The organism is Pseudomonas sp. BN415 (assembly GCF_029871195.1).
GTDB classification, from domain to species: Bacteria; Pseudomonadota; Gammaproteobacteria; order Pseudomonadales; family Pseudomonadaceae; genus Metapseudomonas; species Metapseudomonas resinovorans.
The window spans coordinates 38,094-61,702 of record NZ_SSOK01000046.1; the positions used below are offsets into that span (position 1 = coordinate 38,094).

Genomic DNA, 23,609 nt, shown 5'->3' on the forward strand with positions numbered 1-23,609 from the left:
TCAGGATCTGTTGCCTATCTGCTGCGACAGGGAGCGCATGAGCTTCAGCGTCAGCGCCCGCGAGATGCCTTCGACGGTCATCTCTGGGCTTTCCTCTTGCCGCTCGTAGCCCTTGTTGGTGGCGACGAAGCGAGATTTACGCGCGCCTTCGACTTCGGAGCCATTGACCAGGGCCGTGCCGAGAATGCGTCCGGTCCGGATGTCCTTTGCGGTGGCGCGGAAGTCGTAGCCAGGCTCAGAGCCGGAGCGGGTCACGCTGGTTTCCACCAGGATGTCGGCGTACCGGTCGAGGGCAGATATCTCGTTCAGGCTGGTGGAGTCGGCCGAGAGGTTCCGCCTTGCCATCTGTCGCAGGATGACCGAGCGATCCACGACGTTGACGTTCGCCTCCAGGAACAGGCGGGTAATGGCATCCTCGAAACGCCATTTCCAGGCCTCGCTGGGGTCTTCACGCTTACCGCTGGCGCCGTGGTGCAGCTCGTCAGTGCTCTCCACCTGCAGGGTATCCGTCCCATGCACCGCGAACTGACCTGCGCCCTGGCTGTAGCCGGCTGCTGACTGGGTGGATTGCAGGGTGACCTGTTGCCGCTGGACAGGAATCCACTCGCGTATCTCGTCGCTGAGTTCGCGATTGAAGTAGATCGCAAACCGTGGCGAGCGCGCCTGACGGTAGGCAGCGTCGAACTCGGCCAGGGTGGCGCCAGAGGCTTCTTCCGTTGGCGGGGCCGTTTCGGTGATGTAGGGCTGCTCGTCGGACAAGGCCGCCGCGCCTGGCTGGCTGCTCGGCGGGGGCACTCGTCCGGCCGGAGTTGCCTGCTCCAGGCGACTCTCCAGGACGGACGAGTCGAACGGCTGTTCCTCGGCATGGACCAATGGCCCTCCCGCCAGCAGGGCCGTTAGCACCGCCAGGGGGAAATGGCCCTGACTCATCAGCGCCCCTCCCGTACTTCGATGTAGTAGTGGGCAATGCCTTGGGCGCGGGTCGAGAATTCCCGGTAGGCACCGACCGATTGCGGGTCGAGGTAGACCCGTTGCCACTGCGTCGGGCCCTCGACGGGCACCGGGAGGTCGTCGAAGAACTGCGTCCTGGCCTCGATCTGCAGCGGATGGTCAGTACGGTTGCGAATCACCGCGAAGACTTCGAGGGTGCCGGTAGCAGTGCGCCGGGCACCACTATTCTCGATGGCGAGCTTGCTGGAGCGGCGGTCCTGCAGGGCCTTGTCGAGAATCACGACGGTGTCGAGATTGATCCCGGCGTTGGGCGCGCGCTCGTCGGCCACACGGACACCCGGTCGGGCGCCCTCGTTGCGGTCGACGGCGCTGCAGCCGCCCAGTACCAGGGTGGCGCCGACCAACAGGCAAGTCAGTTTGGAGTTCATGGCTGGTGCTTCCTTATCGGTTGTCCACGTCCGTCGCCCGGCGAGCGCGCACCCAGAGGATGCCCCGTCCCTTGTCGTCGACCTGAATGCGGCGGGTCTGGGTGAGCTCGGAAATCACGGCACCCGAGGCATCGAGAAATTCGAAGGTGAGTTCGCCGGGGGTCGTCGGCATGGGCAAGGTATAGAGATGCACCTGGTCCGGCAGGTTGTTCCAGAAGCGGTTGTCGGCGCGTCCCTTCATGTTGGTGGAGACCAGGGCCGCGACGCTGGCCACCAGCGCGACGCCGGCGGCTGCGCCAGCCGCGCTGCCGCTCTGGGCGGAAAGCTGGGGAACGATCTGGGCGACGGCCCCGGCGGTGTTGGCGGCGACCCGTTCGCTGCCCTGCTTGAACTGGACCTTGCCTTCGAGGATGCCGTCGATGGGCCTGCCGCCACGGGTCGACGCCTGCCAGAAGATGTCCTCGGCTGGGTTCATGCGCACGACCTGCCCGTTGATCCGGATCTGAGCCCCTTGCTCGGTAAAGCGCTTTCCACGGCGATACACCAGCAGGTTACCGCCCACGCCATCCTGCAGCTTGCGTGGCGCCTTGCCGGTCTCGGCGATGATGAGCAGCCTGTGGTCGGCACCGGGCCGTGGGATGCCCGGCCGTAGCGACGCCAGTTCGGCATAGCGCTCCTCGGCCAGCGAGTCGGCGCCGAGCATCTGCGAAGACCAGGCCTCGAGGAACATCAGCAGGGCGAAGTCGGCGCGATTCTGCGCCTCTTCGGCGAACGCGTCCTGCAGCAGGCCGCTCTTGAAACTGGCTCTGGCGTTCTCGTAATCCCCGGCCTGCATGTCGAGCAGGCCGCGGTAATAGAACGCCATGGCGCGCTCATAAGGCTCGCCCTTGTAGTCCTTGCTCCCCTCATTGCGCCACAGGCCACGGGCGGCGGCGGCCTGAGCCGAGTCTGCATAGACGGCGGTGACGCCCGTGAGGGCTTCATCGAATAGTCGACCTGCGTCGTCATCGCGCCCGAGGTCGAGCGCCAGCGTTGCCGCCTGCAGCTGGTTCAGGACCCGGTTGGCGGGGGCGTCGGTTTCGACCTTTTCCAAGGCCGCGGTGAGCGCTGGCGGCGCCGGAGCGGCAACGGCCGCCGACGCCAGGAGCAGCAGCGGAGCTAGCAGTACGCGCATGGCACCCATCCTCTGGCGGGACTTTTCCTTAGCGGTAAATCACATCGTCTTGCGCGGTTTTCTTGAACTCGTAGATGCCGCCCCAGACGACGGTGCCATATTCGAGATCGATCATTTCGAAGGTGATTTGCTGATAGCGCGAGGTGGTGCTGGTAGCGGTATCGACCGCGTCCAGGGAAGTGATCCGCCCCACCAGACGGAAGTCCGCGCCCGCCGTACCCTGGGTCTTGCGGATGGTGCCGCCATCGGTCACACCGGCGCGCTTGAGGTCGCGCTCGTTCTCGACCATCGCTGCGTACTGGCGGCCGACGAAGACCATGCGACCTTGAGCGGCACGCTGCAGCTCGATGCGCAGACGATCGGTGATGGAGTTCTTGTTGATGCGCGAGGAACTTTCGTTGGTGAAGTACTCGGAGTCGATGATGATACGTGGCGGCGGGTTGCGGCCGGCCAGGACCGGAGTGGCCAGCATGTCCCGCATCATCCTGTCCGTCACGCCGACGATATCCTGCGACTCGATGCCAACGCCTTGGACGACGGTACTGCTGCTTCGGACATCCTCGTAGACCGTTTTCCGGCCCGAGGTATTGTTCACTCCCGTACTGGCGCAGCCGGCCAGCATAGTACTGGCAGCGGCTACCAGAACAAGCCGCGACGCATGGCTACGTACGACGTTCATCCCTGGTTGTTTTCTTACCATCTGTGGCGGGCTCTGACGTGATGATATGTGGGAGTTTCTGATGTTTCGAATTCTGACGGCGAAGATTAGCCTTGATGTCAATGCAATGGCAATGTGCTACAGAATCGAAAACAAACCGGGGCCGCGTTGCTCGTTCTTCACCGCAAACCCATGAATTGCCGTGATGGCAAAAGCGAAGACTGGCAGGTCAGGAAGCGCCGCATTCGGAATAACGAAGCGCATGCATAGGGCGAGGCTGATCGGCTCTAGCAACTGACGTTCTGATCCGCTACCGGAACATCAATCCGTACTAACGGTGATCTGGTCTCTCGCAGCCTCAGCGCCTCCGCAACCTGAAGTCGGAGTGGACGCCAGCGACTGGTTACCTGACTGGTCGCGAGGCCTTGCGGGACATCAGTCATTAACTGATGCATCACCACAACCGGATCAGGCCCCATCCATCTAATGATGGATTGCCGCGTGAAATAGCCGAAAAAAACTTAACCCACTGTCCGGGTTGGGTTGGCCACTACCGATTTCTACGCAGCGCCACGCGCGAAGCCCGCAGGCACTTTTCGCACCGAGTCTAATAGACTTGCGAAAGTCTGAAATCCAACGGAGCGGGTCGTCAGTCCAATCCGCACTGCCCTGCCCTGCCGGAGCATGCAAGCGAACGATCTAGCATTGCGCGCAGCTTGGCGGTGACTTCCTTAGCGTCTTCGTCGCTTTCCAGCACATATGGCTGGATCAGCAGGATGACCTCTTCGCGGCTTTTGACGACCTCCTGGTTACCGAAGAGCGCTCCCAACCAAGGTATATCCTTAAGTAAAGGCACGCCGGTACTGGCGTCCGTGACGTTGTCCCGGATCAATCCGCCCATCAGCACGGAACCACCGCTCTTTAGGGTCAAGGCCGTTTCCAGGGAAGTCCGAGTAATAGTCGGGGCCGCTAGGCTGCTCCCTTTCCCCTCGCCGCCACTTCCACCACTGTCGCTCAGCTCCTGGCTCACGGTGAGATCGACGCGATTGTTGGAATAGACCACCGGTGCGACGTTCAGAATGGTACCCGTGGAGCGATAAGCGATCTCGTTGCGTAAGTTGGTGGTTCCGCCGGTCGTACTGTCATCGTTGATCTGTGCAGTGGGCACAGGAATATCACTACCCACGTTGATATTGGCCTGTTCACCACTCTTGACCAATATGCGCGGGGTAGCTAGCACCCGGACACGCTGATCCTTGGCCATGGCGGAAATGGTCGCCATATTGCCCCCTGCAGTGTTGACCACGTAGTTGAATCCCCCGCCCCCCATGGTGCCACTCAGCTTGGCATTGCTGAAGTCTCCGTTCAGGATCTTCCACTCCATCCCCAAGGACTTTGCGTCACTGAGATTCACACTCGCGATCGTGACTTCGATGAGTACCTGACGCGCAGGCTTGTCCATCTGACGGATAAGCCCCTGCATCTGCTGCCAAGTCCTGGCTGAGCCCCGGAACAGTATGGCGTTTCGGTTCTCGTCCTCCACTATCGTCCCACTGCCGGTGATGTCCGACGCCAGACTACCCAGCAAGCGGTCCTGTCCTCCCCCCATAAGAGCGGCAGCTCCGGCAGCCTGCAGCAAGGGAGAAACGGGAGCCTTAGCTCCTTCCTCGCTTGGTTTCCGGCCGCCGGCGGCCATCCCCGCGCGCGCTGAAGCACTGTTTCTTAGTCCGGACGTGATGCCGTAGGCTCCCTCCCCAGCAAGCCCAGATATCAGCGACCTCAGCGATCGGGCGAGCTCCGTGACCCGTGTATTGCGTGCTTCGTAATAGAACAACCCTTCTTTTTCGCTTCCTTCGCCCTGCCCTACGACCGCCGCGGCAACGGGAACTCGATCCACCTGCTGCACCCACTCACGCACCAGACCAAGAAGGCTCTCGTCGTTGGCAAATACGATGAGACCGTTGGAGCTGTCCAGCGGCACAAGGACAACGGTGCCGGTGGCTTGACCAATACTCACGCTGTAACCCTGAGCCGACATCAGAGCCTTGAGTTGCTCAGCCATGTCAGCAGCCGTTACGAACGCCGGATCAACCCTCAGGCTATGACGACCACGCATGAAGGGCTGATCGAGCAAGCGAACCGCTTCAGAGGCCTGCCGAACGATGGACGACATGCCCTTCAGCATCAATCCGCTTCGCGCCGCGTCAGCCGACACACTGAGCCCGGACTTTTCATAGGCACTGTTGAGCCAGGGAATGACGTCCCGCGTATCGACATTTTTCAGGGGCATGAACTGGAACACGGGTCGATATGCGATGGGCACCTCCGGCCGGGCATCCCCGCTAATCAGGATCGGTGGTTCGTCGGGACTCAACCCAACCTGTTTAATCTGGAATCGAAACACATCGCCCTGCCGAACGATCTCGACGCCATAGTTAGCCAGGATCTGCCTAGCCACTTCATAGACCATCTGCGGGGTTTGGGGTTGCTCCAGCCGGACCGTGACCCGATCAACCTTGCTCTTCAGGGCGCTTTCGATCTCGAATGGCAATTCGAGGATATTGCCGAACACCTCGTTTATGAATGCCGGCAACTGGATATCCTCAATGTTGAGCCGGATATCGGCGGTCTTGTCATCAAGCACAACCTTGTCACCACGATCTACGATGCCCACGCGCTCCACCGCTAAACCGCTGGGCGTCCGGCTGAAGTGGGTCTCCAACTGAGCTGTCGCGACCTGCTGATCATCGCTCTCGGTAGTGGCGCTGGCGCCTGGCTCCTCATCGCCACGAGCACTCTCAACCTCCAGCAAGGGGTGAGGAATCTGCATGGGAGTGGTACTGCAACCCGCTGATAGAGCCAGGCATGTTGCGATGAACAATGGACCGCTCGAGAATCGCTCGGTGGGGTTATTGCTGTGGTGCATATAGTTCCCTGTCAAAACCTTGAATCTCGCCGTCTTCGGCAAGAGAGAATCGAATACCTTGCGTCGAGATCAGCTCCAGACGCTCACCTCCCGGCAAGATGGCGCCCCGGGAAAATCGCAAAGGCGGCGTAGTAGCGCCCTTTGAAATCAGCGCGAAGGTCCCTTGGTGATCCCGGACGATGCCGTGAAAACGCCAGGCAACTTCAACCCTGGCAACGCCGTCCTCTCCTGTCGAAACCCGCTTTTCTTTGTCGCGAGTTTCCGGTGACGAACGCTCGCCCCCCCACCACAGCATCTCGGCCAATCGCTTGGCCCCAGCCGGATCGACAGAATGAGGTTGGAGGCTCACAGGCACCCAGTCATCCTGGTTCGAGATGCTCGCACCGGGGGGTTCCGTATCAGGTGCGATCAACCATCCGAAAGAAACAGTGAGTGCGGGGAACAGCAGGTACCAGCGCAGGGTTGATTGGTGGTCCATGAGTGTCACGCGAGTCGGGCAATGGGATGCGGGCGCAAAGGCGAAGAAGTCTCGCATTTGCGGCCACCGCCAAACGCCGAGTTAATGGTAGGAAACGTCCCAACCTTTCCCACTCATTTGGACCATGCGCCGCTAAAGCGCAGCCTGGGACGGCTGAAGGAACAGAAAAGAGAGCTGGAGGTTAATCGCAGGAGATATCTGGTTGTTAAGCTCGAGGTAGTCGACCACGATTTGCCGTGGCTCTCCCTCGATCGCATGTAGCAGCCGGCTGAACGATTCGGGGTGAAACACTCCCCGGACCTGAGCCTCGATCCGTGCTACGGAGTCCTCGCGATCAAATCCCGTCGGTGCCAGAACAGTAATCTTCGCGTCATCCACGCCAGCCATCGTGACCTGATCGTCCAACCAGGCCTGAACATCCGCGCGCGCCTGAGATGCATTGGTGGACATCCAGAATCGCTCGCGCACGCGAAGCAAGACATCATCCGCCTGCTTCGAACGTTCCGGCCACGACGTCTGACGGGAAATCGCTTGCAGCTTGAGCCAATCCTTAGCCAACCTCCGATATTGTTCCTCACGTTCGATACGCCAATCCTGGCAAAGCAGAATCAGATGCACGACTGACAACATTACTGCCAACCAAAGCGACATACGCAGGGGGAGACTTTCCTGGTACTGCCGTCGGAGCTGGTTCCAGTGAGAGCGGAAGGGAATCCGGTTGTCCAACATCATCCCTCCCCTCCTGCGTGCGACAAGCTCAAGCTCAAGCTCAGTATTATTCCCCCATCACGCGGCACAGGTTCCACTCGCACATTCTCGAAGTTCCCAGCCTCCATGAAGCGATTGACATAGAAGCGAGGATCAACCTTACGGGTGTCCAGTTGGAGCTCCAGTTCTTGCCCTCCAAAGCGCCAAGCGAGCAAGCGGCTATCGCGGTCCAACAATGCTGCAACCTGGCTGAGCAATTTGCTTTGTGACGTAGCCCGCGAGACTTGAACCAGATTGACACTTGCTTCATTGGCCCTGAGCGCTCTGCTGCGAGCAAATAACACAGGCTCGACCTGACGGCTCAACTCATCGTACTGAGCCTGCAAGGCGCGCCCTGCCCACCACCAGGAAAATCCGATGCCCATGTTCAGCCCCCCCCCCAGCGCCAAGGAAGCCGCCAATACATGCGGAAGCCATCGCTCCCAGTGAAATGAAGCACCGACGACCGCGGAATTGGCCCATGGGCGATTGAGCGAAGAGATACAAGTAGCCTCGACAGCAAAAGACGCTTCTACTCCTGTCAATCCTCGCAGCAGTGGGAGGTACTTCTCGGGGTCTGGCAACATGGGAAAGCAATGACTCATGACCAAGGTATTTTCTTGCCACACCTGCAGATCCACTCCCGATCCGAGTCGCACCATACGTACCGTCGCCCCCTCGGACTTGGGTAGCGCCTGGAGCAATGGTTCAGGAATGCAGCGATAACGCTTCGGCGCATCGCTCAGGGTCGCAGCCGCTTCCTCACGCTCGCGCTCATCCCACGACCACACCATCGCTCGCCCGCCTCGCCAGACCACATAATGTCCGGCATGGCGGAATGGAGAGACTGATAAGAGCTTAAATGCCAGCGCCCGGGGACGATCGGATCGAGGAACATGTTCAAGGTCCAAGCAATGGAAGATGCACAGGGAGCGATCAATGACCCATTGCACCGGCCAGCCACTAAACACACCTACACTACGACGCTTCCACTTCAGCGCGACTTGCCCGTCCTCACCACGGGCCTGCCATAAGCGAGGCGGAGAGAATTCCGGGAACGTCTCCAGACGCATGGATCGAGTCAGCTTCATTTCGCTTCACGGACCTTTTCAGTTGGAGCTGCCAAGGTGGCAGCATTCGATGGTCGGAGCTGAAGCTGACTTCGTACTCCGTCACTCGCTCCACTCCAGTGGGATGCAAACGGATCGACAGCGTGGAGCTAGCGAGGCGGGTCCAGCCATCGTCGGGAACAAGGTTTGCGTGCGCCCCCAACAGGGCACGCAAATCGGTGGAGCGTGCGAGTGACTGCTGCTCGCGAGCCGCCACTAGTCGACTTACTTGCTCCACCGGCAAGCCCCAGGCCAGATTCAAGACACGAGGATCTGCAGTATTGATGTTCAACGGCGTAGCGCTGGTCGTAACCAACTCGGTCCAGCCGGCATTCAGCAAGTGCTCCTCCCAAGGCTGCCAGCCATCGAGAAGGAAAACCTCCAACGCCGAACGTGGAATGCGGCGCGAGTCTTGGCTGCCGCCCCTCCAAGTGGCGCGACCACCGGCGCTACCCAGGCGCGGAGCCCCCTCTGGCATGAGGTAGTCGGACCACTGCGCCAACATGGCCGGCACTTCTTCCGGCGTTACACCCAGGCCGAGCAGCAGGTTACCTAAAAGACGAGGATCCACAGCTGAGAGGCTGAGCCGTGCTGCATCATCCGTCAGCCCCAGGCACCAGCCGTTCGCCATGCAACGTGGACGGCCATCCAAAGGCAGCTCACCGCCCACCGGCATGACCGACGAATCCATCTGCGGAACCTGGGCTGCCCCGTCACTCGGAATGGTCAGCCCGGCGATGGTGTATCCCTGCGTCGCGATCAGCCACTGCACGCGCGCCAACAATGTACTTTCCTCGATCTCCCTCAACATGACCGCACGCCGGCTCTCCATAACGTTCACGGAGCGCTCGACCCAGAGCACGGCTGCTGCTGCCAGTAAAGTCATGACGGCCAGGAACCAGACCACGCCGACCAGCACGAAACCACGACTGCGATGTTGTTCAGTGCTCATGTACCGACGGCCTGACTTTAGGTAGCTGTACAACGGCCAGGACGTAGAGATTGTCCTCTAATCCTTCGAGCACGATGGCCTCCGGTAGCTGGTCTACGTTCATTGAGGATGGTGGCCATGTTTGATGCCACGTCCCACGGGCATCCAGGTAACTAAAATGGGCATCCGCAGGCAGCGACGAAACTGACCAACGGCTGTCCAACAGCGGACGCACGTATATCAGCTCCGCATCTCGCCCTTCGCCCCGCGCTTCGATACGAAACGCAAACGGTTGGGGAATGCCCTGTCGACGGTCCACGGTGCCCTGAGAGACAGCTTCGAAACTGAGCTCGTCCCCACGTAAACGCATCGCAACATCCCCCTGTTCAGGAGCGACGAGGTTCTGCACGGCATCCAGGAACCAGCCATGGGCAAGCGTCTCGACTCGTTTGCTGCCCGCATGCAGGTGAAACGTACTATTGACCTTGCCAATGTAGGTCAGCGCCTGCATGAGAAGTGCGCTGACGAGCGAGACCAGCATAAGGACCACCAACACCTCAAGTAGCGTGAACGCAGACTCCTTGCAGACCCGTCGTTGCATCATCCATCTCCAGAACGGCTGGCCACCCGCACATGGCCGACCTTTTCAAGGCGAAAGCGAAAGAGAAGCTCGTTCCGCGCTCGCACTTGCGTTTCGACGCGAAACAGCTGGGCATCGTAGATGCCGGGCTGGGCACCATGACGACTAACTACGGGTTTGGGCGTTGAACGAGGCGAACTCTGCCAACTCAGCAAGTAGTGCCCCAACCTAACTTCTCCATTGGGGTCTTGCATGGGATTCAGCGTTTCCAGGTACGCCATTGCAACCTGGGCAGCCTCAATGCGTTCCTCGGCGGCCTCGACTCGCTGCAAGCTTCTGAAACCGGAGTTGAGCCAAGCCAGCAATGCACCGCCCACTACAGCCAGCAATGTCATCGCCACGACAGCCTCAAGAAGTGTGAATCCCGCCTGGTGCGAAGCTCTCATGGAAGCCCTTTCGGAGCGCAGAATGGCGGGTCCAACCGGACATCACGTGGCAGGCCATCGTGAATGATCCGCAAACTGCCGCCGAGACAGACCCCATTGGCCAGATAGCGCACGGGAGGTTCCGCGACGATCAACCAACCAGTAGGCACCTGCAACAACTCCGCGCGCGACGCGCCATCTGCATCGATGGTCAGCTCCCTCCCGTCGTTGCGTACTCGGAGGCCCAGGCTTTGAAGTTGCTCCTGAATATCCTGCAAAGCCACCCGACGAGACCAGGCCGACTGCATGTTTGCCAACCCTGGCAACACGACCGCAGCGATAGCCGCGACCAAGGCGAGCACGACCAGCAGCTCAAGCAAGGTAAACCCTCGCACCCGATCAGCGCTGCGGCAGGTAGCCGACATCGGCATCCAGCCCGTCACCGCCAGGCTGCCCATCCGCTCCCAGACTGAACAGAGTGAACGGTTGCTCGGTACTTGATCTATCGCTGTAGACGTAGGGGCGGTTCCACGGATCCAGCGGCACCCCACCCTCCAGGTAGGGGCCCTTCCAAAATGCCTTGATGCGTTCATCGGCCGGTGGAGCATTGAGCAGTCCAAGCCCTTCCTGCTCGCTCGGAAGGCGACCGATATCCAGGCGCATGGTTAGCAACGCCCCCTTGAGCATCTTTACCTGGGTATCAGCGGTCTGCGCCTTGGCCTTGTCCGCCTGACTGAACAGACGCGGCCCCACAAGCCCCATCAATAGACCGATGATCACCAGCACCACAATCATCTCGAGAAGGGTAAAACCTCGTTGTGCCAATTTGCTCATACCGATTCCGCAGATGTTTTCGTCTTCCGACGGGATTCAAATTGCCGGTCGCTCCCGCGATCGAAGCGGAGCAGCTTGCAATCGTTACCTAGAGCGCCATGTCATTGGCGCTAGTGATGGCCAAGACAACACCAGTGATGATCAAACCAAACACGGAGCCAATCAGCAGAATGGCCAGCGGCTCGATCAGCACCAGGGTCTTCTTCATCCGGCCCCGGCCAGCTTCTTCATACAGCGTTGCCAGACTCAGCAGCATCCCAGCGAGTTGCCCGGAAGCCTCTCCAACGCGAACCAGGTTTGCGCCAATGGCCGTGATAGCCTGGCGCTCTTCAAGCGCCACAGACAGAGCAGTGCCGCCCCTCACATCCTGGGTAACACGCTCCAGCACCTGGCGCTGTCGAGCGATGCGCATCCCTCCACCAGCCAGTTCCAGGGCATCAACCAGCGCGACGCGGTTTCCCAGAAGCGCTCCAAGTACCTTGGACCATTGCGCGATCTCTGCCTGGAGCAGCCACTCACCAACCAGTGGCAACCTCGCCAGTTGATCGAAGGCCCAGTCCCGCAATCGCTCGTTACTCAGGCCCATCGCGACTCCGACGCACAAGCCCAGAACGGTGAACATCAACAGGCCCGCATTCCCGTTGCTCCATACCCCGGTGCTCAGCACTATCCAAGCCAACCAGGGAAGTTCGACCACTTCATCGAGCAGGTTGGCAAACTTGGGAACGACGAATACGAACAAGGTCGCTATCGCAAGCAAGCCGCTCAAGACCAGGATGCTCGGATACACCAATGCCCCAGTGATCTCCGCACGAGTACGCCTTTCGTACTCCAGCTGCTGGGCGCAGTCGCGTAGCGCCCCGGCCAGGTCGCCAATCAGTTCGCCAGCGGCCACGAGTTGGTAGACGTACTTAGGCAAGGGCAGTCCGGATGCCTCTAGTACAGCAGGAAACGATTGCCCACTTCGCAAGCCGCTTCCGATGACCTCCAACGCAGCCACCAGGACGGGATGGTGGGCAGTCCGCTCCTGAGCCGCCACCGCTTCCGCCAGCGTCACTCCAGCAGCGAGCAGCGTCGCAAGTTCATGGAAGGCCATGTTCAACTCCTCAGCACGCAGATGGCGACGACGGCCAAGCGCCCGCCTCTTCTGCTCCAGGCGAAGTGGCGTCAATCCCTGGTTCTGCAGTTGCCGCAGCGCGTCCTGCCGAGAGGGAAGATTGAGTTCGCCGATGAATCGCCGGCCGCTCCGATCGATGGCCTCATAGATGAAGGTCATGAGATCAACCACTGGTTACACGACGAACTTCGTCGAGACAGGTTTCGCCGAGCCAGGCCTTCAAGAGGCCGTCGCCTCGAAGATTTCGCATGCCCTGCTCGTGGGCCAAACGCCGCAGTTGCTCAGCAGTTGCTCGTTGTACGATCAGTTCGCGCATTTCCGGAGTTAGATCAACCAACTCATAGATTCCTAGGCGCCCACGGTAGCCGGTACCTTCGCAACGCTCACAACCACGAGCCCGTTTCCACCGCGCCGATTGCCCTGGAAATAACCGGGCAGCGACCATGCGAGTGTCTTCCAGCTCCGCGTCGCCAATGCTCGGGGCGCACGTTTCCGCGCAGTACTGGCAGAGCCTGCGGACGAGGCGCTGGGCCTGAACCCCGCGCACCGGAGAGGCTACGAGAAATGGCTCGACACCCATGTCCACGAGGCGGGTGAAGGCACTTACCGAGTCGTTGGTGTGGAGGGTCGAGAACACCAGATGGCCGGTCAGGGAAGACTGCACAGCAATCTCTGCGGTTTCCAGGTCACGAATCTCACCGATCATGATGACGTCCGGGTCCTGACGAAGAATCGAACGGAGCGCTGCGGCGAATGTCAGGCCAATATCGGCGTGGGCCTGTACCTGGGTGATATTGGGTACCTGGTACTCGACCGGATCTTCCACCGTGATGATCTTGCGCACACCATCGTTGATCTCCGCAAGGGTACCGTAGAGGGTGGTCGACTTGCCGGATCCGGTAGGTCCGGTAACCAGGATGATGCCATGGGGCTCCGCTATCCATTTGCGCAGGATGCCCAGATGATCGGGCAACATGCCCAAACGATCTAGTCGCAAGGATTCACGCTCCTTGGGCAGCAACCGCATCACGACTGATTCCCCATGGACACCGGGCAATGTCGAGACGCGCACATCCAGTTCGGTGCCGCTTACGCGAATGCTCATGCGCCCATCCTGCGGAAGTCGACGCTCGGCGATATCGATGGCGGAGATCAGCTTGATCCGCGAAACCACGGCAGCAAATCGCTCGCGCGGTAAGTTGAGTTGTTCCTGCAACACGCCATCAATCCGGAATCGAATGCGGAAATCGAATTCACGCGGCTCGATATGGATGTCCGACGAGCGTTTCTCGATAGCCTGCCCCATCACGTTGTTGACCAGCTCGACTATCGGAGCCTCCTCAGCCATTTCGCGCAAATGGCGCACGTCGTCACGGCCGTCGCCCCCCTGGATAGCCCCTTGGCGGGCGAGATCGAGACAGCGTTCAAGCCAGGCGTCCATATCCTGGGCTCGACACAGCACCGGCCGTATGGCCCGCCCCGGATAGAAATACTGGAGGGTTTCCGGGATCGAAGGCGAAAGCGGATCTCTGGCAGCGAACAGCAGTTGCTCACCGTCCTCCCACACCACCACTTGCTCCTCCACGAACCAATCGGAGTTGATCGGGGAGGTTTGCAGGAACGCCGTAATCACTTGTTCCGAAGGCGGCTCGAGGTGCTCCCCCACCAACGGCATCTGCAATTGATCAGCCAGAACTTGAAGCAACGCGCTTTCCGCAAGCGCGCCGGAACGCACCAGTATGCCTCCCAATCGCCCACCGACCTTGCGCTGCATGGCCAGGGCACGGTCGAGTTCTTGCTGGTTCACCAGCCCACGTTCGAGTAGCCGCTGCCCAAGCGACCGCCACTGCAAAAGCGCCTGCTGGGAATCAAAGGACATCGGCAAAACCTTCCTGGACACGACGGAACCAGGCCAAACCAAGCAGGAACACCAGCATCGACATAGCACAGTAGAGCGCAATAACACCGAACTCTGGCAGCGGCGAGTCGAACAACACGGCACGAACCATTTCCACCGGGACAGTCAGCGGGTTCATGTACAGGTATGGCTGCACAGCAGGCGGCAGCGAGCTGAGCGGATAGAAGACTGGGCTGATGAACAGCAGGAGGATCAGGAGGAAGTGGACGAACTGGCCAGTATCGCGAACGTAGACGCCGAGTCCGGATAGGAACCAGGCCAGCCCCGTTACGCAAAGCAGGAATGGCAGGAGCATTAGCGGCAGCAGGATAACCGGCCACCCCGGCGCGACGCCCTTGATGACGAGAAAGACGATAAGTACCAGGTAGCCAAGCGCAGAATTGATGAAGGCAGCCAGTATCGGTGTGAGGGGAAGGATCTCAAGCGGGAAGACCAGTTTTTTCACCAGGTTGACGTTACCTGGAACGATGCCTGGAGCCCTGGAAAGGCCCTCTGCGAGAATGCCGTTGAGCAGGAGCCCAGCGAAAAGCGTCAGCGCAAAGGAAAAGGTGTCCTGCTCACTTCCCCAGCGCGACTTGAGCACCACGCCGAAGACGAAGGTGTAGATCAGGAGCAGCAGAACAGGCGAAAGGATGATCCAGATGCGCCCCATTACTGCATCCCGATAGCGCGACTCAACTTCACGCCTGGTCATGGCGAGCAAGAGCTCCAGGCGAAGTGCAAGCACGTCTGGCAGCGGAGGAAGCAGGTTCAAGGCGCAGATCTCCTGGCCACCCGTCACAGGTAGCGGCTCTTTTGAGGCCCGGAAATATGCGAAATTCGCGCATCCGACACCATCGGCAGCCGCCCCTGACGATTGGCGACTTTTCCGACTACGTCGACGGAACGTTCCAAGAAGCACCTATTCGATGCGCTGCCACCCCGAATGATTCAGTTGCATGGAAACGCTAAAGACATGGAACCAGTCCAATTACCCAATCCGGCCATTCCCGTGCGGTGATGCCGAGAAACCCAAGAGACGAATCAAGCGCACGGCCCCGCCCGAACACCTCAGTAATCCACCTTCCCCCGCCCTGCCTTGACCGCCCCGCGCTTGGCCTTGCCTTCCAGGCGCCGTTTTTTCGAGCCCAGCGTGGGCTTGGTCGGCCGCCGCGCCTTTTCCACTTTGGCCACGCTGCGGATCAGCTCCGCCAGGCGCTCCAGGGCGTCCGCGCGATTCTGTTCCTGGGTGCGGTACTGCTGGGCCTTGATGACGATCACGCCTTCACCGGTGATGCGATTGTCACGCAGCGCCAGCAGCCGTTCCTTGTAGAAGGGCGGCAAGGACGAGGCATTGATATCGAAGCGCAGGTGCATTGCGCTGGACACCTTGTTGACGTTCTGCCCACCCGCGCCCTGGGCGCGGATGGCGGTCAGCTCGATTTCGTCGTCCGGCAGGTGAACGTTGTTGGAAATAAGCAGCATGGCAAAGGCAGTCGCAGGATGGGTGGGACCCATCCTACAGGTCCTCAGGCAGTGCGGCTGCCTTCCAACACCATCTCTTGCTCAGCGCCGCGCTTGAGCAACGCATAGAGCACGCCGGTTACCAGGCTGCCGGCGACTATCGCCAGTAGGTAGAGCAGCGCGTGGTTGATGGCGTTGGGGATCAGCAGCACGAACAGGCCGCCGTGGGGCGCCATCAGCTTGCAGCCGAAATACATGGACAGCGCCCCGGTCAGGGCACCGCCGGCGATGCTGGCGGGGATCACCCGCAGCGGGTCCTTGGCGGCGAAGGGGATGGCACCTTCGGAGATGAAACAGAGCCCCAGCACCAATGCCGCCTTTCCCGCCTCACGCTCGCTCTGGGCGAACTTGCGGCGCATCAGCAGGGTGGCAATGCCCATGCCGATGGGCGGCACCATGCCGGCCGCCATGGTGGCTGCCATCGGTGCGTAGCTCTGCGAGGCCAGCAAACCCACCGAGAACGCGTACGCGGCCTTGTTGATCGGGCCGCCGAGGTCCACGCACATCATCCCGCCCAGCAGCAGGCCAAGGAGAATCGCGTTGGAGGTGCCCATGTTGTCGAGGAAATGGGTGAGGCTGGTGAGCATGCCCGCTACCGGCTTACCGACGACGTAGATCATCACCAGGCCGGTGAACAGGCTGGCAAGCAGCGGGATGATCAGGATCGGCTTCAGCGCCTCGACGCTCTGCGGCAAGCTCAGATGGCGATTGATGGCCCGCGCCGAGTAGCCGGCCAGAAAACCCGCGATGATGCCGCCGATGAACCCCGCGCCCAGGGTGCTGGCCAAAAGCCCGCCGATCATGCCCGGAGCCAGGCCCGGCCGGTCGGCGATGGAGTAAGCGATATAGCCCGCCAACAGCGGCACCATCAGTTTGAACGCCGCCTCGCCGCCGATCTGCATCAACGAGGCCGCCAAGGTGCCTTCTTCCTTGAACGCCTCGATGCCGAAGACGAAGGACAACGCGATCAGCAAGCCCCCCGCCACTACCATCGGCAGCATGTAGGAGACTCCGGTAAGCAGGTGCTTGTAGGCCCCCTTGGGCTCGGCCTTGGCCTTGCCCGTCTGGACGTCCCCACCCGACTTGCCTTCCAGCAACTGCCCTTCGCTCAATGCGCGCTTCAGGGTGGCTTCGGACTGCTTGAGCGCAACGCCGGTGCTGCAGCGAAATACCTTCTTGCCGACGAAACGGCCGGTGTCGACTTCGATATCAGTGGCCAGCAGAACGGCGTCGGCAGCCGCGATGGCTTCCGGACTCAACGGATCGCGCGCACCTACCGAACCCTGGGTTTCCACCTGGAGTTCGTAGCCCAGGCGTTGGGCCGCCTGCTTCAGCGCCTCTGCCGCCATGAAGGTGTGCGCCACGCCCGTGGGACAGGCCGTCACAGCGACCATGCGCGGGCGCGCATTGGCGTCGGGGGCGGCAGCCGCCGCTTCGACTTCCAGCTCCCTCGCTTCGACAGCGCCGCGCAGGAGGAACGCTTCACTGTCGCGCAGGGCTTCGCTCGGGCTGGCGAGGAAAATACGCTTGCCGGCGAAGCGGCCGAGGTCCAACGGACCACTGCGCACCACCAACACCCAGTCGGCAGCGTCGAGCGTGGCGGCGGACAACTGGTTCTCCGGATGCTGCGGGTCGACCACTTCCACGCTGGTGCTCCAACCCAGACGCTGCGCGGCGGCATCCAGCAGGCGCGCACACAGCACGCTGGTGACCTTGCCATTGGGGCAGGCGGTGACTATGGCAAGTTTCATCAGGACACCTCTTGTTGTTCTGGCAGCGCCTGGACGTCGACGGCGCCTTCGAGCTGTTGCAGTTGCGCGGCATCGCTGATGCCGAAACCGACCTGGGTTACGGCCTGGGCGGCGATGGCGGTGGCATGGCGCAAGGTGCGCGCCGCCGGCCAGCCACTGAGCAGGCCATGGACCATGCCAGCCAGCAGGGAATCGCCCGCGCCCACGGTGCTGGCCACGGTGACCCGTGGCGGCTGGGCATGGAGAGCCACGCCGGGGCCGAACCAGTTCACGCCGTTTGCGCCTTGGGAGATGACGATGTGCTCGATGCCCATCGCCTGCAACTGACGGGCTTCCTGCCGCTGGGCCTCCACTCCGGTCAGATCACGACGGCCAACTTCAGCGAGCTCGTCCGTATTCGGCTTGATCAGCCAGGGCACGGCAAGCAGGCCGGCACGCAGGGCTTCGCCGCTGGTGTCCAGGGCGACCTTCAGCCCATGGCGCTGGAGCCGCACAATCAAGTCAGTCAAGAAATGCGGCTCCACGCCACGAGGCAGGCTGCCGGCCACCACGACCAGGTCATGGCCAGGCGCGAGGCTATCCAGTTGGAGCAGCAGTTCGACCTGGGCCGCCGCATCCACCCGCGGACCGGGTCCATTGATATCGGTGATGCGGCCATCGACTTCCGCCAGCTTGATATTGCTGCGGGTCTCCCCCGGTACACGGATGAAGGCATCGGTGAAGCCGCGCCGAGCAAACAGCGCCTCGAAGGCGTCGGCATTGTCCGCACCAAGAAAGCCCGAGACGGTCAGGCTGTGACCGAGATCGGCCAGTACCTGGGCCACATTCACGCCCTTGCCGGCGGCGTGACTGGCCTGCTCCAGGCTGCGATTGACCTGGCCGGGCTCCAGTCGCTCCAGGCGCAGGGTCAGATCGAGGGCGGGATTCAGGGTCAGGGTCAGGATGCGTGCCATCAGAAGCGCTCCGCCAGTTCGCGCACCGCCGCTGCGCTTTCCATCGTGAGCGCGCCCTCGGCCAGTTCGCGGGCCGCCGACAGGCTGAATTCGCGCACGCGCGCCTTGACCTCGGCAATGCCACCGGCGGACAGGCTCAGTTCGTCCACCCCGAGGCCGACCAGCAGCGGCACTGCCAGCGGGTCGCCGGCCAGCTCGCCGCACACGCCTACCCACTTGCCATGGGCATGGGCCGCACGCACGGTGAGGTCGATCAGTTGCAGCACCGCTGGATGCAGGCCGTCGGCCTGGGCGGAGAGCGTCGGATGGCCACGGTCTATGGCCAGACAGTACTGGGTCAGGTCATTGGTGCCGATGCTGAAGAAATCGACTTCCCTGGCCAGCACCGGTGCGATCAGCGCTGCCGACGGCACCTCGACCATGATCCCCAGTTGCAGGTCGGCCTGGGGAATCTCGGCGGCCAGGCGCAAGCTCATGTCGCGAGCCTGGCGCCATTCATCGACGCTGCCAACCATGGGGAACATGATGCGCAATGGGCGACCGTCGCTGGCACGTAGCAGCGCACGCAACTGGGTTTCCATCAGGTGCGGACGTTGCAGGGTCAGGCGCACGCCACGCACGCCGAGGAAGGGGTTTTCCTCTTCCGGCACGGGCCAGTAAGGCAAAGGTTTGTCGCCGCCGACGTCGAGGGTTCGTGCCACCAGCGGGCGCCCGTCGAGGGCATCGAACACGCGGCGATACTCGGCTTCCTGGGTGGCCAGATCCGGCGCTTGGGGATGGGCCATGAAGATGAATTCGGTACGCAGCAGGCCCACACCCTCGGCGCCCTGGGTCACGGCCTTGGCCGCACCGGCGCTCTCGCCCAGGTTGGCGCAGATTTCCACGCGATGACCGTCACGGGTCAGGGCCGGTTCCAGCTTGTGCGCATCGGCCAGTTGCAGGCGACGCTGGCGACCTTCCTGCTCCTGGCGAGCGCGCTCCAATTGCTCGGCGTTCGGCGTCACGATCAAGCGACCACGCTGGCCATCCAGCAGCAGTGGCGTGCACGCTGCCAGCAGCAGGACACCCGCCCCGGCGCCGACCAGCGCAGGAATACCCATGGCACGGGCGACGATGGCGCTGTGGGACGTGGCGCCACCACGGGCAGTGAGGATGCCGGCCACGCGATGACGGTCCAGGCGTGCCACATCCGACGGCGCCATTTCGTCCATCACCAGGATGTACGGCTCTTGCGGTTCAGGCGCCTCCTCGGCCCCACAAAGCTGGGCCAGCACGCGGCGGCCGATGTCGCGCAGGTCAGCGGCGCGCTCAGCCAGCAGTGCATCATGCAGGCTTTCCTGTTGAGCGGCGGCGCTCTCGATTACCGTCATCCAGGCGGCGGCGGCGCTTTCGCCCTGCTTGAGGCGGGCGTCCACTTCGTCACCCAGCTCCGGGTCGGCGAGCATCTCCAGGTGGGTGATGAAGATCTCGCGGATAGCCTTGGCCTCGCTGCGCAGCACCAGCGCCTCGATTTCGCCGCGCACATGGCCGATGGCCTGGAGCAAACGCTCGCGCTCGAAGCCAGGAGACTCGCCGCGCAGCGGATAGTCGAACTCCTTGTGCACGTGGATGTGCGCCGGGCCAACGGCAATGCCGGGGGCAGCCGGCACCGCCTGGAGCTGGCTACCCGGCAACGGGGCGGCGATGGGCAGGGCTTCCGGCTCTTCCTCCTGCACGGGCTCTGCACAGATCGGCAACGGTTCAATCTCTTCGCCCAGGCCCTGTTCGATGGCGGTTTTCAGTACCGGCAACACGGCGTCGGCGATGGCCGGCTCGGCCATGATCTCAATGACCTGGCCACGGCGGATGCCGAGGCTCAGCAGCTTGCTCAGGCTCTTGGCGGACACGGCAGCGGCACCGCTGTCGGCTATCCGCAGCCGGATCTCGCCGTCGAAGGTCTTGGCCAGTTGCACCAGCTCCTTGGCCGGACGCGCATGCAGGCCATGGGCGTTGGCCAGGGGCAGGCGCAGGCTGGGCCAGTCGGGCTGGCTTTCGCCCCCCAATGCTTCCAGCACGGCACGGCGCTGGGTGGCACGGGCCAGCTCGCGGCCCCGACCTTCGATCAGCAGCGCACACAGCCGCTCCAGCAGGGCCAGGTGGGTGTCCCCCAGGCTCGCCAGGCAGAACAGGCCATTGAGCGGTTGATCGAGATAGCGCAGTGGCTTTTCCGGCGTGAGGTACGCCAGGCCCGGACGTTGTACCGCCTGGTCGCTGTGCAACCACCAGAGGCCATCGCCCAGCGGCAGCGGTTCACCCTGCAGCAGCGCGGCGGCGAATCCGCTGCCCACGCAATCGGCACGGCGCAGCAAGCGCGCGCCTTGCAGCACCAGCTCGTCGTAGTCTTGCGCCGCGACGCCAAGGCCGATCAGTTGATCGTCCAGGGCCAGCTCCTGGGGCGCGCTCTGCAACAGCTTGAGGATGTCTTCCGGGCTTTCGGCGCGACGCAGCTCGCTGCCCAGATCCGCCTCGCCCAGCGCACGGGTGAGTATCTGCAGCAAGCGCAGGTGTTCGTCGGACTTGGCGGCAATGCCGATGGCGAGATAGACCCGCTGGCCATCGCCCCACTCCACGCCATCGGGAAACTGCATCAGGCGCACGCCGGTGGTGAACACCAGCTCGCGGGTTTGCGGGGTGCCGTGGGGAATGGCAATGCCCTGGCCGAGGTAGGTCGCACCCTGGGCTTCACGCGCCTCCAGCCCGGCAAGATAACCCGGCGCGACCAGGCCATCGCCCTCAAGCAATTCGGCGAGCATCCGCAATGCGGCAGCTTTATCCGTCGCGACCAGGCCCATGGAAATCTGCCCTGCGGTCAGTTCGAGCATTGCGTCACCTCTCACGGGCGTTGCGCCCTTCTTGTATTTGTCACCTGCCAACAACCTGCGCTACCAACCGTCGCATTGGTTGGCTAAAGAGTAGACAGAGCGCATGCTGAATCGTTTCACTAAACTGAGCTGGCACGTTACTCGATAATCTTCGATTCTTGAAGCCCGTCCGATGAAACACATCCGCATAACAGGAGTCGCCAACTTGAAACTCAGTGATATCGCCCGCCTGGCCGGTGTCTCGGTGACCACGGCCAGTTACGTGATCAACGGCAAGGCCGAGCAGAAGCGCATCAGCCCAGCGACCGTGGAGCGCGTGCAGGCGGTGGTGGACGAGCATGGTTTCAAGCCCAACCCCCAGGCTGCGGGGCTACGCAGCCGGCAAACGCGGACCCTTGGCTTCATCCTTCCGGACCTGGAAAACCCCAGCTACGCGCGCCTGGCCAAGCTGCTGGAACAAGGCGCGCGGGCACGGGGTTATCAGTTGCTGATCGCAAGCTCCGACGACGAGCCGGACAGCGAGCGGCAACTGCTCAAGCTGTTCCGAGCGCGGCGCTGCGACGCCCTGATCGTCGCCAGTTGCCTGCCAAAGGAAGACGACAGTCTCGGGCAACTGCTGGATGAGGGCCTGCCGGTGATTGCCGTGGACCGGGTACGCGACCCCCGGCGATTTTGCTCGGTGGTCAGCGACGACCGCCTGGCCAGCCAGCAGCTCACCCGCAGCCTGCTCAAACCCGCTCCCCGGCGCGTCGCCCTGCTCGGTGCGCGGCCAGACCTGCCTATCAGCGCCGAACGCAGCGCGGGATTTCATGAGGCCCTGAAAGGGCTCAAATGCGAAGTGCTGGAACTCCAGGGCGAAGACTTCAGCCGTGAATGCGGCCAGCGCCTGATGGCCGACCTGCTGCAACAGGGCGAGTTGCCGGATGTATTGATCACCACCGCCTACGTGCTGCTGGCCGGCGTGCTGGACGCCCTGCGCGAACACGGCGCCTGGCCCGGACGGCTGCGCGTGGGCACCTTCGGCGACACCCAGTTGCTGGACTTCCTGCCACTGCCGGTGAATTCCATGTACCAGCAGCACGAGTTGATCGCTGAACAGGTGCTGAGGCTGGCGTTGGCGGCGGTTGAACGCGCGATCTACGAGCCGGGCGTGCGCGGCGTAGCGCGGAAGTTGAAACAGAGGATCGCCCTGTAGGAGCGAGCAAGCTCGCTCCTACAGACCCGCCCCCTCAACCGATGAACGCGCTGGCGCGATATTCCCTCGGTGACTGCTCGAAGTACTTCTTGAAGGTGCGGCTGAAATGCGCGGAATCGGTAAAGCCCCAGCGGAAGGCGATATCCGTGATCGAGTCATTGCGCAGGCGTGGATTGGCGAGGTCGGCGGCGCTGCGCTTCAGGCGCGAACGCTGGATGAAGCGGCAGACGCTGTCGCCCTGGTCCTCGAATAGCCGATAGAGCTGGCGCACCGAGATATTCAGTTGCTTGGCCAGGGCCAGCGGCGTAAGGCCGGGCTCCGACAGGGACTGGTCGATCAATTGCTGGGCCAGGCTGCGCAGGCCGGCATTGTGGGAACCGTCCAGCTCGCTGGTGGTTTGTCCGGCTTGCTGCTTGAGGGTCGGTGCCAGCAGGGCGATCAGCGCTTCCTGCAGGGCATCGCCCTCCTCCAGGCCGGCGCAATGGTCCAGTTCCCCGCCACAGATCTGCTCCACCAGGGTGCGCAGCACACGGCCACTGGCACAATGCTGGGAGAGTTTGCCGAAGGTCGGCCGGCCTTCCGGCAAATGGCGGCAGACATCCTCGCGGGACAAATGGAAAGAAGCGTGCTCGATCAGCCCATGCGGCAGGATCTCGCAAGCGCGCGCCGAATCCATCAAGGCCATTTCGCCGGGTGCCAGTTCGACGCTTTCGCCGTTCTGGCGCAACTGGGCGCGGCCGCTGCGCTGGACGACCAGGAAACAGTAGCGGTCGTCGTCGTGATCGATGGAGGTGCGCTGGCGGTTGATCATCCCAGCATTGGTACGGATCTGCGCCACTTCCAGGCCGGAGAGATCCTGGCGGGCGATCTCGCCGATGAACAGGCCTTGGCTGAGCGCCGGCCGCGACTCGAAGCGCCCGCAAACACCTTGCAGGGCACGGAGCCAGGAATCGAAATCATGGGAGCGGACAGCTGGAGTAACCATCGGACACCTCCGGGGCGGGCTGAAGCCGGCCTTGTCGTTATGGCTACACAATTAACATGTTAATAATATACCGACAAGCCATCAT

Annotated in this window: 22 protein-coding genes; 1 reads left to right on the plus strand and 21 read right to left on the minus strand. The window is 62.1% G+C overall.

Annotation, left to right across the window (positions count from 1 at the left end):
- From E8F20_RS11450 to ptsP, 20 genes are all read right to left on the minus strand, one after another.
- Complete coding sequence (locus tag E8F20_RS11450; protein WP_280283824.1) at positions 1-930, minus strand: hypothetical protein; 930 nt, start codon at positions 928-930, stop codon at positions 1-3.
- Complete coding sequence (locus E8F20_RS11455; protein ID WP_280283825.1) at positions 930-1,379, minus strand: hypothetical protein; 450 nt, start codon at positions 1,377-1,379, stop codon at positions 930-932. The genes E8F20_RS11450 and E8F20_RS11455 overlap by 1 nt, the downstream gene beginning before the upstream one ends.
- A 13-nt stretch (positions 1,380-1,392) precedes the next feature.
- Positions 1,393-2,553: a hypothetical protein gene (locus tag E8F20_RS11460; protein ID WP_280283826.1), complete on the minus strand. Its 1,161-nt coding sequence runs from the start codon at positions 2,551-2,553 to the stop codon at positions 1,393-1,395.
- Between the two features lie 28 nt (positions 2,554-2,581).
- Positions 2,582-3,232 (minus strand): penicillin-binding protein activator LpoB, encoded by a 651-nt coding sequence (locus E8F20_RS11465; protein ID WP_280283827.1) that lies wholly within the window; start codon positions 3,230-3,232, stop codon positions 2,582-2,584.
- Positions 3,233-3,860: 628 nt separating this feature from the next.
- Entirely contained in the window at positions 3,861-6,137 is a 2,277-nt protein-coding gene (locus E8F20_RS11470; protein ID WP_348529620.1) for a type II secretion system protein GspD, read from the minus strand.
- Positions 6,121-6,672: a hypothetical protein gene (locus E8F20_RS11475; protein WP_280283829.1), complete on the minus strand. Its 552-nt coding sequence runs from the start codon at positions 6,670-6,672 to the stop codon at positions 6,121-6,123. Before E8F20_RS11475 ends, E8F20_RS11470 begins: the two co-directional genes overlap by 17 nt.
- A gap of 75 nt (positions 6,673-6,747) precedes the next feature.
- A complete protein-coding gene (locus E8F20_RS11480; RefSeq protein WP_280283830.1) occupies positions 6,748-7,347 on the minus strand; it encodes a GspMb/PilO family protein in 600 nt (199 codons plus the stop codon).
- A complete protein-coding gene (locus E8F20_RS11485; RefSeq protein ID WP_280283831.1) occupies positions 7,344-8,435 on the minus strand; it encodes a hypothetical protein in 1,092 nt (363 codons plus the stop codon). Before E8F20_RS11485 ends, E8F20_RS11480 begins: the two co-directional genes overlap by 4 nt.
- Positions 8,377-9,423 (minus strand): type II secretion system protein GspK, encoded by a 1,047-nt coding sequence (locus tag E8F20_RS11490; RefSeq protein ID WP_280283832.1) that lies wholly within the window; start codon positions 9,421-9,423, stop codon positions 8,377-8,379. The genes E8F20_RS11485 and E8F20_RS11490 overlap by 59 nt, the downstream gene beginning before the upstream one ends.
- Positions 9,413-10,003, minus strand: a complete 591-nt coding sequence (locus E8F20_RS11495; RefSeq protein WP_280283833.1) for a prepilin-type N-terminal cleavage/methylation domain-containing protein — start codon at positions 10,001-10,003, stop codon at positions 9,413-9,415. The genes E8F20_RS11490 and E8F20_RS11495 overlap by 11 nt, the downstream gene beginning before the upstream one ends.
- A complete protein-coding gene (locus E8F20_RS11500) occupies positions 10,003-10,428 on the minus strand; it encodes a prepilin-type N-terminal cleavage/methylation domain-containing protein (RefSeq protein ID WP_280283834.1) in 426 nt (141 codons plus the stop codon). Before E8F20_RS11500 ends, E8F20_RS11495 begins: the two co-directional genes overlap by 1 nt.
- The gene (locus tag E8F20_RS11505) at positions 10,425-10,865 is read right to left on the minus strand and encodes a prepilin-type N-terminal cleavage/methylation domain-containing protein (protein WP_348529621.1); all 441 of its coding nucleotides are present in this window, start codon (positions 10,863-10,865) and stop codon (positions 10,425-10,427) included. Before E8F20_RS11505 ends, E8F20_RS11500 begins: the two co-directional genes overlap by 4 nt.
- The gene (gspG, locus tag E8F20_RS11510) at positions 10,807-11,241 is read right to left on the minus strand and encodes a type II secretion system major pseudopilin GspG (RefSeq protein WP_280283836.1); all 435 of its coding nucleotides are present in this window, start codon (positions 11,239-11,241) and stop codon (positions 10,807-10,809) included. The genes E8F20_RS11505 and gspG overlap by 59 nt, the downstream gene beginning before the upstream one ends.
- An 88-nt stretch (positions 11,242-11,329) precedes the next feature.
- Positions 11,330-12,517: a type II secretion system F family protein gene (locus E8F20_RS11515; RefSeq protein WP_280283837.1), complete on the minus strand. Its 1,188-nt coding sequence runs from the start codon at positions 12,515-12,517 to the stop codon at positions 11,330-11,332.
- A gap of 4 nt (positions 12,518-12,521) precedes the next feature.
- A complete protein-coding gene (locus E8F20_RS11520; protein ID WP_280283838.1) occupies positions 12,522-14,237 on the minus strand; it encodes a GspE/PulE family protein in 1,716 nt (571 codons plus the stop codon).
- Positions 14,227-14,970, minus strand: a complete 744-nt coding sequence (locus E8F20_RS11525; protein ID WP_280283850.1) for an ABC transporter permease — start codon at positions 14,968-14,970, stop codon at positions 14,227-14,229. Before E8F20_RS11525 ends, E8F20_RS11520 begins: the two co-directional genes overlap by 11 nt.
- 356 nt (positions 14,971-15,326) lie before the next feature.
- Positions 15,327-15,740, minus strand: a complete 414-nt coding sequence (arfB, locus tag E8F20_RS11530; protein ID WP_280283851.1) for an alternative ribosome rescue aminoacyl-tRNA hydrolase ArfB — start codon at positions 15,738-15,740, stop codon at positions 15,327-15,329.
- Positions 15,741-15,784: 44 nt separating this feature from the next.
- Entirely contained in the window at positions 15,785-17,530 is a 1,746-nt protein-coding gene (locus E8F20_RS11535) for a PTS fructose-like transporter subunit IIB (protein ID WP_280283839.1), read from the minus strand.
- Complete coding sequence (gene pfkB / locus E8F20_RS11540) at positions 17,530-18,483, minus strand: 1-phosphofructokinase (protein WP_280283840.1); 954 nt, start codon at positions 18,481-18,483, stop codon at positions 17,530-17,532. Before pfkB ends, E8F20_RS11535 begins: the two co-directional genes overlap by 1 nt.
- A complete protein-coding gene (gene ptsP, locus E8F20_RS11545; protein ID WP_280283841.1) occupies positions 18,483-21,344 on the minus strand; it encodes a phosphoenolpyruvate--protein phosphotransferase in 2,862 nt (953 codons plus the stop codon). The genes pfkB and ptsP overlap by 1 nt, the downstream gene beginning before the upstream one ends.
- 205 nt (positions 21,345-21,549) lie before the next feature.
- Here ptsP and cra point away from each other — a divergent pair, with 205 nt between their 5' ends.
- Entirely contained in the window at positions 21,550-22,539 is a 990-nt protein-coding gene (cra, locus tag E8F20_RS11550; RefSeq protein WP_280283842.1) for a catabolite repressor/activator, read from the plus strand.
- A 34-nt stretch (positions 22,540-22,573) separates the two neighbouring features.
- Here the strand turns inward: cra and feaR are convergent, their stop codons facing one another.
- On the minus strand, positions 22,574-23,524 hold the full coding sequence (gene feaR, locus E8F20_RS11555) for a transcriptional regulator FeaR (protein ID WP_280283843.1): 951 nt from the start codon (positions 23,522-23,524) through the stop codon (positions 22,574-22,576).
- Between the last annotated feature and the right edge of the window lie 85 nt (positions 23,525-23,609).